Annotated in this window: 2 protein-coding genes and 1 pseudogene; all 3 read left to right on the top strand. The window is 64.4% G+C overall.

The annotated features are described in order from the left end of the window. Positions 1 to 129 precede the first annotated feature (129 nt). The 3 genes and pseudogenes from JFV30_RS19200 to JFV30_RS19195 all read left to right on the top strand — a co-directional run bounded on the left by JFV30_RS19200 (position 130) and on the right by JFV30_RS19195 (position 13887). Positions 130 to 888, top strand: a complete 759-nt coding sequence (locus JFV30_RS19200) for a thioesterase II family protein (protein ID WP_201124937.1) — start codon at positions 130 to 132, stop codon at positions 886 to 888. Positions 889 to 950: 62 nt separating this feature from the next. Further along, positions 951 to 2833 (top strand): annotated as a pseudogene (locus JFV30_RS33685) (AMP-binding protein). Then, positions 2794 to 13887 (top strand): non-ribosomal peptide synthase/polyketide synthase, encoded by an 11094-nt coding sequence (locus tag JFV30_RS19195; protein WP_446739863.1) that lies wholly within the window; start codon positions 2794 to 2796, stop codon positions 13885 to 13887. The pseudogene JFV30_RS33685 and the gene JFV30_RS19195 overlap by 40 nt, the downstream one beginning before the upstream one ends. Positions 13888 to 13900: the final 13 nt, after the last annotated feature.

The following is a 13900-nucleotide window of genomic DNA, read 5'->3' as shown; positions in this document are numbered from 1 at the left end:
CTCGCTGACTAATTATTTCCAGGGGCCATCCGTTCTCATGGGTGACAGGCCAGTTAACAAACCGGCCAAGGATCAGCGCCTGGAGGAGGACAAAATGGGTTTTTATCGTGTGAGCGGGAGTGGTCTGAAATGAACACGCCGGCTCGATTACGCCTGTTTTGCCTGCCTTATTCCGGCGCCAGCGCCATGGTCTACAGCCGCTGGCGGCGGGTGCTGCCCGAGTGGTTGCAGGTGCGGCCGCTGGAGTTGCCGGGGCGCGGCATGCGCATGGACGAGCCGTTGCAGCGCGACATCAAGGCCCTGGCCGGGCAACTCGCCGATGAGATCAGCGCGGAGCTGGACGGCCCCTACGCCTTGTTTGGCCACAGCCTCGGCGGCCTGCTGGCGTTCGAGTTGGCCCATGCCCTGCGTGAGCGAGGTGTGCCGCAGCCACTGGCGCTGTTTGCGTCGGGTACTGCCGGCCCGGCCTGTCGGGATGTCAGCGAGTACGCCATCGAGAAAAACGACGGACAACTGATCGCCCGCCTGCGTGAACTCAAGGGCACGGGCGAAGACGTGCTGGCCAATGCCGAGTTGATGCAGTTGATGCTGCCGATCCTGCGGGCCGACTTCCTCCTGTGCGGCAGTTTTGAATACGGCGAGCGTGAGCCGTTGGCCCTGCCCATCCATGTGTTTGGCGGCAAGCAGGACACTGTTCGCGCCGATCAACTACTGGATTGGCAGCAAGACACCGCCAGCGGTTTCTCCCTCGACATGTTTGACGGTCACCACTTCTTCCTGGTGCAGCACGAAAGTTCTGTACTGCGCTGTGTGCGGCGCTATGCCGACGAACACCTGGCCCGCTGGCGCAATGGCGCGGCGCGGCAGATGGCCCGGGCGACCGGCTGAACAAGCCCCCTGGCCACACATTCCCCCGATTTCCCAGTAAGCCGATTTCAGGCAGGAACCCCATGATGGACGCCTTCGAACTTCCCCGCACCCTGGTTCAGTCCCTTCAACGCCGCGCCGCGCAAACCCCGGATCAACTGGCGTTGCGCTTTCTCGCCGAGACGGCTGAACAGGGCGCTGTCCTCAGTTACCGTGACCTTGACCTGCGCGCCCGCACGATCGCCGCCGCCTTGCAGGCCAGCGCCGGGCTGGGTGATCGCGCGGTGCTGTTGTTCCCCAGTGGGCCGGATTACGTCGCGGCGTTTTTGGGTGCCTGTATGCCGGGGTGATCGCGGTGCCGGCGTATCCGCCGGAGTCCGCTCGCCGTCATCATCAGGAGCGGCTGCTGTCGATCATCGCGGACGCCGAACCTCGGTTACTGCTGACCACCGCCAGCCTCGGTGATTCGCTGCAGCAACTGGAAGGTGCGCCGCAGCTGCTGTGCGTCGACCAACTGAGTGCCGACATCGCCACCGACTGGATGGCGCCGAACCTTTCGGACGATGACATCGCCTTCCTGCAATACACCTCCGGCTCCACCGCGTTGCCCAAGGGGGTGCAAGTCACCCACGGCAACCTGGTGGCCAACGAAATGCTGATTCGCCGGGGCTTTGGCATCGACCTGAACCCCGATGACGTGATCGTCAGCTGGCTGCCGCTGTACCACGACATGGGCCTGATCGGTGGCCTGCTGCAACCGATCTTCAGCGGTGTGCCGTGCGTCTTGATGTCGCCGGCCTACTTCCTCGGCCGGCCACTGCGCTGGCTGGAAGCGATCAGTGAATACGGCGGCACCATCAGCGGCGGGCCGGACTTTGCTTATCGGCTGTGCAGCGAGCGGGTCAGTGATTCGGCCCTGGAGCGCCTGGATCTGAGCAAGTGGCGCGTGGCGTATTCCGGCTCGGAGCCGATCCGCCTCGATACCCTGGAACGCTTCGCCGAGAAGTTCGCCGCCTGCGGTTTCACCCCGAACAATTTCTTCGCCTCCTACGGGTTGGCCGAAGCCACGCTGTTTGTTGCCGGCGGCACACGTGGCCAGGGCATCCCGGCCCTGCGCCTGGACGAAAAGGCCCTGGCCGCCAACCGCGCCGAGCCGGGGCAGGGCGCGGCGATCATGAGTTGCGGTACCAGCCAGCCTGAACATGCCGTGTTGATTGCCGATCCCGCCAACCTGATGACGCTCCCCGACAATGCCGTGGGTGAAATCTGGGCCGCCGGCCCGAGCATCGCCCACGGTTACTGGCGCAACCCGCAAGCCACCGCCAAGACCTTCGTCCAGCACGCTGGCCGCACCTGGTTGCGGACTGGCGACCTGGGTTTTATCCGCGAAGGTGAAGTGTTCATCACCGGCCGCCTCAAAGACCTGCTGATCGTGCGCGGCCACAACCTGTATCCCCAGGACATCGAGCAAGCCATCGAACGTGAAGTGGAAGTGGTGCGCAAGGGCCGCGTCGCGGCGTTTGCGGTGAATGACAACGGCCAGGAAGGCATCGGCATCGCCGCGGAAATCAGCCGCAGCGTGCAAAAAATCCTGCCGCCCGAAGCGTTGATCAAGGCGATCCGCCAAGCGGTGGCCGAAGCCTGCCAGGAAGCTCCGAGCGTGGTGGTGTTGCTCAATCCTGGCGGCTTGCCGAAAACCTCCAGCGGCAAGGTGCAGCGTTCGGCTTGCCGCACGCGCCTGGCGGATGGCAGTCTCGACAGTTATGCGCAGTTCCCCGGCGTGCAGGCCCAGGCCGGTGATGCGGCGCTGGAATCCGAACTGCACAGCCAGATTGCCGCGATCTGGTGCGAGCAATTGCAGGTGGCGCAAGTCGCTGCCGACGATCACTTCTTCCTGCTGGGGGCAACTCCATCAGCGCCACCCAGGTGGTCGCCCGACTGCGGGAAACCCTTGGCCTGGAGCTGAACCTGCGCCTGTTGTTCGAAGCGCCAACCCTGGCTGCCTTTGCCGCCAGCGTCGCGCAATTGCAGCAGGACGGCGGTGTTGCCCAAGGCGCGATCCACGCCCTGTCGCGTCAGGAAGACTTGCCACAATCCCTGGCACAAAACCGCCTGTGGATCACCTGGCAACTGGACCCGCACAGCAGCGCCTACACCATCCCCGGCGGCCTGCGTTTGCGCGGCGAGCTGGACGAAGACGCGGTGCGTGTGAGCTTCCAGCAACTGATCCAGCGCCACGAAGCCTTGCGCACGCGCTTCTTTGAACGCGATGGCCAAGGCTTCCAGCGAGTCGACGCCAAGGTTGATTTCGAGCTGCAAGTCATCGACCTCAGCGACCTGCCTGCCGCCGAGCGCGAAGCCCGCGCGAACCAGATCCGCGAAGACGAAGCCCGCACCCAGTTCGACCTGGAGAAAGGCCCGCTGCTGTGGGTAACGCTGGTGCGCCTGGACGACGAAGACCACCAGTTGCTGGTGACGATGCACCACATCATCGCGGACGGTTGGTCGCTCACTGTATTGATCGACGAATTCTCGCGCCTGTATGCCGCAGCGTCCCAGGGCCAAACCCTTGAGCTGCCGGCGCTGGCCCTGCAATACGCCGACTACGGCAGCTGGCAGCGCCAGTGGCTGGCCGAAGGCGAGAGCCAGCGGCAACTGGCTTACTGGAAAGCACAGCTTGGCGACGAACACCCGACCCTGAGCCTGGCCACCGATCACCCGCGCTCGGCTCAAACGGTACGCAGTGCTTCACGCCACAGTGTGCGTTTGAGTGCGAGCCTCGGCGAAGCCATTCGCAAGACCGCCCAAACCCACGAATCCACCCCGTTCATGCTGTTGCTCGCCGCGTTCCAGAGCTTGCTCCATCGCTACAGCGGCCAGCGCGATATCCGCATCGGCGTGCCCAACGCCAACCGTCCGCGCCAGGAAACCCAGGGCCTGATCGGGTTCTTTATCAACACCCTTGTGCTGCGCGCCGAACTGGATGCCCGCCTGCCCTTCGCCGAGTTGCTGGCGGCGACGCGAACCACCGCGCTGGGTGCCCAGGCCCATCAGGACCTGCCGTTCGAGCAGTTGCTGGAAGCCTTTCCGCAAGCCCGGGAACAAGGCCTGTTCCAGGTGATGTTCAACCACCAGCAACGCGACGTGAGTGCCTTGCGCCGCCTGCCGGGCCTGCTCGCCGACGAGCTGGCGTGGCACAGCCGCGAAGCCAAGTTCGACCTGCAACTGCACAGTGAAGAAGACCGTAACGGGCGCCTGAGCCTCTCCTTCGACTACGCCGACGAACTGTTCGACGCCGCGACTATCGAGCGTCTGGCCGAGCACTTCATCAACCTGCTGCAAGCCGCCTGCGAACAACCGCAACAGGCCATCGGCGACTTGAAACTGCTGCATGACGACGAGCACACGCAGCAACACCAGTGGAGCGCTGCACCTTGCGCGGCGGCGCAGCAGTGGCTGCCGGAACACCTCAACCAACAGGTCTCGGAACGCACCGCGCTGGTGTGGCAGGACGGCAGCCTGACCTTCGCCCAACTGCACACCCAGGCCAACCGCCTGGCCCATTACCTGCGGGACAAGGGCGTCGGCCCGGACGTGTGCGTGGCCATCGCCGCCGAGCGCTCGCCGCAACTGTTGATCGGCCTGCTGGCGATCATCAAGGCCGGCGGCGCCTACGTGCCCCTGGACCCGGATTACCCAGCCGATCGCCTGGCCTACATGCTCAAGGACAGCGGCGTGCAGCTGCTGTTGACCCAGACTTCGCTGCTGGAACAATTGCCTACGGCAGAAGGCGTCAGTGTCATCGCCATGGACAGCCTCAAGCTGGAGAGTTGGCCAACCCACGCGCCGGGCCTGCACTTGAATGGCGACAACCTGGCCTACGTGATCTACACCTCCGGCTCCACCGGCCAGCCCAAGGGCGTGGGCAACACCCATGCCGCGCTGGCCGAGCGCTTGCAGTGGATGCAAGCCACCTACGTACTGGATGAAACCGATGTGCTGATGCAAAAGGCGCCCATCAGTTTCGACGTGTCGGTGTGGGAATGCTTCTGGCCGTTGATCACCGGTTGCCGGCTGGTACTGGCCGGGCCGGGTGAGCACCGCGATCCCCATCGCATCGCCCAGTTGGTGCAGGAACACGGCGTGACCACGCTGCACTTTGTGCCGCCGCTGTTGCAGCTGTTTGTCGATGAACCTTTGGCGGCCGAATGCACCAGCCTGCGCCGCCTGTTCTCCGGCGGCGAAGCGTTGCCCGCCGAGTTGCGCAACCGGGTGCTGGCGCAGTTGCCGGCGGTGCAGTTGCACAACCGGTATGGCCCCACCGAAACCGCGATCAACGTGACGCACTGGCATTGCCAGGCGGATGACGGCGAGCGCTCGCCGATTGGCCGGCCACTGGGCAATGTGATTTGCCGGGTGCTGGATGATCAGTTCAACCCGCTGCCAGCGGGTGTGCCGGGTGAATTGTGCATCGGCGGCATCGGCCTGGCGCGGGGGTACCTCGGGCGTGCGGGGCTGACCGCTGAACGGTTTGTCGCCGACCCGCTGGGCGAGGCGGGCGCACGCCTGTATCGCACCGGTGACCGCGTGCGCTGGGCTGCCGACGGTGTTTTGGAATACCTGGGGCGCCTGGATCAGCAGGTGAAGTTGCGCGGCTTCCGTGTCGAACCGGAAGAAATCGAAGCGCGTCTATTGGCCCTCGACGGCATCGCCCAAGCGGTGGTGCTGGTGCGCGAAACCGCTGCCGGTGCGCAGTTGATCGGTTACTACACCGCCAGCGAAGCGCTGGATGAACAGGACGTAAAAACCGCCCTGGCCGCCGAGCTGCCGGAGTACATGGTGCCGGCGCAGTTGATGCGCCTGGACGCAATGCCCCTGAGCCCCAGCGGCAAACTGGATCGCCGTGCGTTGCCGGAACCGGTGTGGCGGGTGCGTGAACACGTCGAACCTGAAACACTGCTGGAACAGCAAATCGCAGCGATCTGGCGCGAAGTGCTGGCCCTGCCGCGTATCGGCCTGCGGGACGACTTCTTTGCCCTCGGCGGCCATTCGTTGCTGGCCACGCAAATCATCTCCCGCACCCGCCAGGCCTGCGACGTCGAGCTGCCGCTGCGCACGCTGTTCGAAGCCAGCGAGCTGGGGGCTTTCGCCGAACAGGTCCGCCTGATCCAGGCCTCGGGCCAACGCAATCAACAACGGGCCATCGGCAAGGTCGACCGCAGCCAACCGGTGCCGCTGTCCTATTCCCAGCAGCGCATGTGGTTCCTCTGGCAGATGGAACCGGACAGCCCGGCGTATAACGTCGGCGGCATGGCGCGGCTGCGTGGCGTGCTGGACGTGGGGCGTTTCGAGGCGGCGTTGCAGGCTTTGATCATGCGTCACGAAACCCTGCGCACCACCTTCCCGAGCATCAACGGCGTGGCGCAGCAGAAGGTCGCGGCGCAAACCGATGTGCGCATGGATTGGCAGGATTTCTCGGGGTTCAATCAAGCCGAGCGCGAACGCCGTGTGCAGCAACTGGCCGACCATGAAGCCCATACGGCTTTCAATCTGGAAACCGGGCCGTTGCTGCGTGCCTGCCTGGTCAAGGCCGGCGAGCAGGAACATTACCTGGTGCTGACCCTGCACCATATCGTCACCGAAGGCTGGGCCATGGACATCTTTGCCCGTGAACTCAGCGCACTGTACGAAGCCTTCATCGACGACCGCGAATCGCCACTGGCGCCGCTGCCGGTGCAGTACCTCGACTACAGCGTGTGGCAACGGCAGTGGCTGGAATCCGGCGAGCGCCAGCGCCAGCTGGATTACTGGACCGCGCAACTGGGCACTGAGCATCCACTGCTGGAGCTGCCGGGCGACCGTCCGCGGCCACCGGTGCAAAGTCATCAGGGCGAGCTGTACCGTTTCGATTTGAGCGATGACCTCGCCGCCCGTGTGCGAGCGTTCAACGCCGAGCGTGGTTTGACCTTGTTCATGACCATGACCGCCACCCTCGCCGTGTTGCTGTACCGCTACAGCGGCCAGACCGACCTGCGCATCGGTGCGCCGGTGGCCAACCGGATTCGCCCGGAAAGCGAAGGGCTGATCGGCGCGTTCCTCAACACCCAGGTGCTGCGTTGCCAGCTCAACGGGCAGATGAGCGTCGGGGAATTGTTCGAGCAGGTGCGTCACACGGTGATCGAAGGCCAGTCCCATCAGGACCTGCCGTTCGACCACTTGGTGGAGGCCCTGCAGCCACCCCGCAGCGCGGCGTACAACCCGCTGTTCCAGGTGATGTGCAACGTACAGCGCTGGGAGTTCCAGCAAAGCCGCACGCTGGCCGGGATGACCGTCGAGTACCTGGCCAATGATGCCCGCGCCACCAAGTTCGACCTCAACCTGGAAGTCACCGACCTCGACCATCGCCTGGGCTGCTGCCTGACTTACAGCACCGATCTGTTCGACGAGCCACGTATTGCCCGCATGGCCGCGCATTGGCAAAACCTGCTGGAAGCCTTGCTCGCCGATCCGCACCAGCGCCTGAGCGAGTTGCCGTTGCTGGAAGCCGCCGAACAGCGCGCCCTGCAAGACAGCCTGGGCATTGAAGCCGGCGAACATCGCCTCGACCAGTGTATCCATCACCTGTTCAGCGAGCAGGCCCTGGCCCGTCCGGATGCCCCGGCGTTGACCTTTGCCGGGCAGACCCTGAGCTACAGCGAACTCGACGGCCGCGCCAACCGCCTGGCCTGGATGCTGCGCGAGCGTGGCGTAGGCCCGCAGGTGCGGGTCGGCCTGGCGCTGCCGCGTTCGCTGGAAATGGTCGTCGGCCTGCTGGCAATCCTCAAGGCCGGTGGCGCCTATGTGCCGCTGGACCCGGAATACCCGCTGGACCGCCTGCACTACATGATCGAAGACAGTGGCATCGGCCTGCTGCTCAGCGACGCGGCGATGTTCGACGCGCTGGGTGAATTGCCCGCCAGCGTGGGCCGCTGGTGCCTGGAAGATGACCAGCCGACCCTGGCCGCGTACCCGGCCAGCGAGTTGCCGTTTATCAGCCTGCCGCAACATCAGGCGTACCTGATCTACACCTCCGGCTCCACCGGCAAGCCCAAGGGCGTGGTGGTGTCCCACGGTGAAATCGCCATGCATTGCCAGGCGGTGATCGAGCGCTTCGGCATGCGCCCGGATGACTGCGAGCTGCACTTCTATTCTATCAACTTTGACGCCGCCACCGAGCGTCTGCTGGTACCGTTGCTCAGCGGCGCGCAGGTGGTATTGCGGGCCCAGGGCCAATGGGATGCGGAAGAAATCTGCGGGCTGATTCGTCAGCACCGCATCAATATCCTCGGCTTTACCCCGAGCTACGGCAGCCAGTTGGCGCAATGGCTGGCCACGCAAAACCAGACCCTGCCGGTGCGCATGTGCATCACCGGCGGTGAGGCCTTGACCGGCGAACACCTGCAGCGTATTCGCGCCGCGTTCAAGCCGGCGCTGTTTTTCAACGCCTATGGCCCAACCGAAACGGTAGTGATGCCGCTGGCCAGTCTTGCCCCGCAAACCCTGGAAGAGGGCGCCGGCAGCGTGCCGATCGGCAGCATCATCGGCGCGCGCGTGGCCTATATTCTGGACGCGGATCTGGCCCTGGTGCCGCAAGGTGCCACCGGCGAGTTGTACGTCGGCGGTGCTGGCCTGGCTCAGGGTTATCACCAGCGCCCGGGCATGACGGCAGAGCGGTTTGTGGCTGATCCGTTTGCCACGAACGGCGGTCGGCTGTATCGCACCGGCGACCTGGTGCGCCAGCGTGCCGATGGCCTGGTGGAGTACCTCGGCCGTATTGACCATCAAGTGAAGATTCGCGGTTTCCGTATCGAGCTGGGGGAAATTGAAACCCGCCTGCTGGAACACACAGCGGTGCGTGAAGCAGTGGTGCTGGCGCTGGACTCACCGAGTGGCAAACAGTTGGTGGCCTACCTGGTCAGCGACGAAGAACAGGGCGCCTTGCGTGAATCCCTCAAGAACCATCTGAAAGCACAGCTGCCGGACTACATGGTGCCCGCGCACCTGATCGTCCTCGACAGCATGCCGCTGACCGCCAACGGCAAGCTCGACCGTCGCGCCTTGCCGCAGCCGGACCCCGAAGCGAACCGTCAACAGTACGTGGCGCCGCGCAACGAGTTGGAGCAAACCCTGGCGGCGATCTGGTGTGCGGTATTGAACGTGCAGCAGGTTGGCCTCGACGATAACTTCTTTGAGCTGGGCGGCGACTCGATCCTGTCGATCCAGGTGGTCAGCAGGGCACGGCAGGCGGGGATTCATTTCAGCCCGCGTGATCTGTTCCAGCACCAGACCGTACAGACCCTGGCCGCCGTAGCGACCCGCACCGAGCAGGTCATCGCCGAGCAAGGGGTGTTGACTGGCGCATCCGCGCTGACCCCGATCCAGCACTGGTTTTTCGACACCGACATCCCCGAGCGTCAACACTGGAACCAGGCGCTGCTGCTGGAGCCGGTTCAGGCCCTCGAACCCCATCGCCTGGAACAGGCGCTGCTGGCGGTGCTGGAACACCACGACGCCCTGCGCCTGAGCTTCACCCGGCGCGACGCGCAATGGCACGCCGAACACTTGGCGGTACCGGAAGGCGGCTTGCTGTTGCAGGCCCAGGTGGCGGACATGGAGCAGTGCCAAGCGCTGTTCACCGACACCCAACGCAGCCTCAACCTTGCCCATGGCCCGCTGTTGCGTGCCCTGCTGGTGGACGGGCCGCAAGGCCAGCGTCGCCTGCTGATCGCGATCCATCACCTGGTGGTGGACGGCGTTTCCTGGCGCGTGTTGCTGGAAGATTTGCAGACCGTGTATCGCCAGTTGAGCGACGGCCAACCTGTCAGCCTGCCGGCCAAGACCAGCGCCTTGCGCGACTGGGCGGCGCGCTTGCAGGCCTATGCCGGCAGCGAATCCCTGCGTGAAGAACTGGACGTGTGGCAGCAGCAGTTGGCTGGCCCCACCGTTGAATTGCCGGTGGATCGCCCGCAAGGTTCGCTGCGCAATCGCGACGCGGATACCGTCAGCGTGCGCCTGGATGCCGAGCGCACCCGCCAGCTGTTGCAGCAGGCGCCGAGCGCCTACCGCACCCAGGTCAACGATTTGCTGCTGACCGCCCTGGCCCGTGTGTTGTGCCGCTGGAGCGGCCACGCGTCGGCCCTGATCCAGCTCGAAGGCCACGGCCGCGAAACCCTGTTCGACGAGATCGACCTGACCCGCAGCATCGGCTGGTTCACCAGCGCTTACCCGCTGCGCCTGACTCCGCTGCACATCGAAGAAGCGGCCGGGCAGGGCGCCTCGATCAAGGCGATCAAGGAGCAATTGCGCGGCGTGCCCCATAAAGGTCTGGGGTATGGCGTGCTGCGCTACCTGGCCGACGACCTGTGCCGCCAGACCATGGCCGCGTTGCCGACGGCCAGCATCACCTTCAACTACCTTGGCCAGTTCGACCAGAGCTTTGGCGCCGACGCGCTGTTTCACCCGCTGGACGAATTTGCCGGGATTGCCCACGACCCGGACGCGCCGCTGCCTAACGAGCTGAGCGTCGACAGCCAGGTGTATGGCGGTGAGCTGGTGCTGCGCTGGACCTTCAGCCGCGAGCGCCACGACAGCCAGACCATCACTGAACTGGCGGACGCTTACCTCGCGGAATTGCAGAGCCTGATCGAGCATTGCCTCAAGCCAGACGCGGGCGGCCTCACGCCGTCGGACTTCCCGCTGGCGCACCTGACCCAAGGGCAACTCGACGCGCTGCCGGTGCCGGCCACGGCCATCGAAGATGTGTACCCGCTGACGCCGATGCAGGAAGGCTTGCTGCTGCACACCCTGCTGGAGCCGGGCACCGGCCTCTATTACATGCAGGACCGCTACCGCATCAACAGCGCCCTGGACCCGGAGCGTTTCGCCCAGGCCTGGCAGGCGGTGATCGCCCGGCATGAAGCGCTGCGCGCCTCGTTCTGCTGGAACGTCGGGGAAGACATGCTGCAGGTTATCCACAAGCCGGGCAGCACGCCGATCGAATACCTCGACTGGAGCGCCGACCCTGAAAGTGAACAGGAACCGCGTCTGCAAGCGTTGCTTAAAAGCGAGCGCGAAGCCGGCTTCGATCTGCTCAACCAGGCGCCGTTCCACCTGCGGCTGATCCGTGTGGGCGAGGCGCGCTACTGGTTCATGATGAGCAACCACCACATCCTGATCGATGCCTGGTGCCGCTCGTTGTTGATGAATGACTTCTTCGACATCTACATGGCCCTTGGCGAAGGCCGTGACGCGCAACTGGCGACGCCACCGCGCTATCGCGATTACATCGCCTGGCTGCAACGCCAGAACCTGGTCGAGGCGCGCCAGTGGTGGCAGCAGAACCTGCAAGGGTTTGAACGCACCACGCCGATCCCGAGCGACCGGCCGTTCCTGCGCGAACACGCGGGCCACAGCGGCGGCATGGTGGTGGGCGACTGCTACACCCGCCTGGATGTGTGCGATGGCGCGCAATTGCGCGAGCTGGCCCAGGCCCATCAACTGACGGTGAACACCTTCGCGCAGGCAGCGTGGGCCCTGGTGCTGCGGCGCTTGAGTGGTGATCGCGACGTGCTGTTCGGCGTCACCGTGGCCGGACGCCCGGTAGAAATGCCGGAGATGCAGCGCACGGTCGGGCTGTTTATCAACAGCATCGCCTTGCGGGTCAAGCTGCCCGAGGACCACCAGACGTGCAGCGTGCGCCAATGGTTGAGCGGCCTGCTCGACAGCAACATGCAACTGCGTGAGTACGAATACCTGCCGCTGGTGACGATCCAGGAGCACAGCGAACTGCCCAAGGGTCAGCCGCTGTTCGACAGCCTGTTTGTGTTCGAAAACGCCCCGGTGGAAGTCTCGGTGCTGGACCGTGCGCAAAGCCTGAATGCCACCTCGGATTCCGGTCGCACCCACACCAACTTCCCGCTGACGGCCGTGTGCTACCCGGGCGATGACCTGGGCTTGCACCTGTCCTACGACCAGCGTTATTTCGATGAAACCACCGTGCAAGGCATGCTCGGTGAGTTCAAGCGCCTGCTGCTGGCATTGGTGCAGGGCTTCCACGGTGACATGGCCGACTTGCCGCTGATTGGCGAGCAGGAGCGCGAGTTCCTGGTGGACGGCTGCAACCAGAGCGCGCATGAATACCCGCTGGAGCGCAGTTACGTCGAGCTGTTCGAGGAGCAAGTGGCACGGCATCCACAACGGATTGCCGCCAGTTGCCTGGATCAGCAATGGAGCTATGCCGAGCTGAACCGGCGCAGCAACCGCCTGGGCCATGCGCTGATTGCTGCCGGTGTCGGGCTGGATCAACCGGTGGCGTTGCTGGCCGAACGTAATCTGGATTTGCTGGGGATGATCATCGGCAGCTTCAAGGCCGGCGCGGGTTACTTGCCGCTGGATCCGGGGCTGCCGAGCCAGCGCTTGAGCCGGATCATCGACCTCAGTCGTACGCCGTTGCTGGTGTGCACCGAGGCTTGTCGGGGACAGGCGGATCTGTTGCTGGAAGAGTTTGCCTGTGGTTCGCGACCAAGGCTGCTGGTGTGGGAGGAACTGGTGGGTTCAGAGCAGAACCCGGGCATCTACAGCGCGCCGGATAACCTGGCCTACGTGATCTACACCTCGGGCTCCACTGGGCTGCCCAAGGGCGTGATGGTCGAACAGCGCGGCATGCTGAATAACCAGTTGAGCAAGGTGCCATACCTGAATTTGAGCGAGAGCGATGTGATTGCCCAAACCGCTTCGCAAAGCTTCGATATCTCGGTGTGGCAATTCCTCGCGGCGCCGCTGTTCGGGGCGCGGGTGGACATTGTGCCGAATACCCTTGCCCATGATCCCCAAGGCTTGCTGGCTCACGTCGAGGCCCAGGGCATTACCGTGCTCGAAAGCGTGCCGTCGCTGATCCAGGGCATGCTCGCCCAGGATCGCATCAGTCTGGATGGCTTGCGCTGGATGCTGCCGACGGGTGAGGCGATGCCGCCGGAGCTGGCTCACCAGTGGTTGTTGCGTTACCCGGATATTGGCCTGGTCAACGCTTATGGCCCGGCGGAGTGTTCGGATGACGTGGCGTTCTTCCGCGTCGACCTGGCGTCGACACGCAGCACTTACCTGCCTATCGGTACGCCGACCGACAATAACCGGTTGTACCTGTTGGACGGTGCGCTGGAACTGGTGCCCCAAGGCGCCGTCGGCGAGTTGTGCGTGGCCGGGACCGGCGTGGGTCGTGGCTATGTCAGCGACCCGTTGCGCACGGCGCAAGCGTTTGTGCCGAATCCATTTGGTGCGGACCGGTTGTATCGAACAGGGGATTTGGCCCGCCGTCGCAGTGATGGGGTGTTGGAATATGTCGGTCGCATCGACCATCAGGTGAAGATTCGTGGTTACCGGATCGAGCTGGGCGAAATCGAAGCGCGCCTGCATGAGCAACCGGAAGTTCGCGATGCGGCCGTCGGGGTGCAGGAGGGCGTCAATGGCAAGCATCTGGTGGGCTACCTGGTGGCGGCGGATGCGCAGCTAAACCCGGGTGAGCGCCTTGATCGCATCAAGCAACGCCTGCGGGCCGAGCTGCCGGAGTACATGGTGCCGTTGCATTGGTTGTGGCTCGACCGTTTGCCGCTGAACGCCAATGGCAAGCTCGACCGCAAGGCCTTGCCGGCGCTCGAAATCGGCCAGTTGCACAGCCAGGATTATCTGGCGCCGCGTAATGAGCTGGAGCAGACGTTGGCCGGGATTTGGGCCGAGGTGCTCAAGGTCGAGCGCGTGGGGGTGCAGGACAATTTCTTTGAGCTGGGCGGGCATTCGTTGCTGGCCACGCAGATTGCTTCACGGGTGCAGAAGACGCTGCAGCGGGATGTGCCGTTGCGGGCGATGTTCGAGTGCAGCACCGTGGAGGAATTGGCGGGGTATATCGACGGGCTGGCGGCGAATGAGATCAGCGCGGAGAAGGTGGATCGGTTGAGTGATTTGATGGCGGAGCTGGAGGGGTTGTAAGACTCTGAACCTT

The organism is Pseudomonas sp. TH32, from assembly GCF_016650855.1.
GTDB lineage: Bacteria > Pseudomonadota > Gammaproteobacteria > Pseudomonadales > Pseudomonadaceae > Aquipseudomonas.
This window is presented reverse-complemented; position numbering and strand designations above follow the sequence as displayed.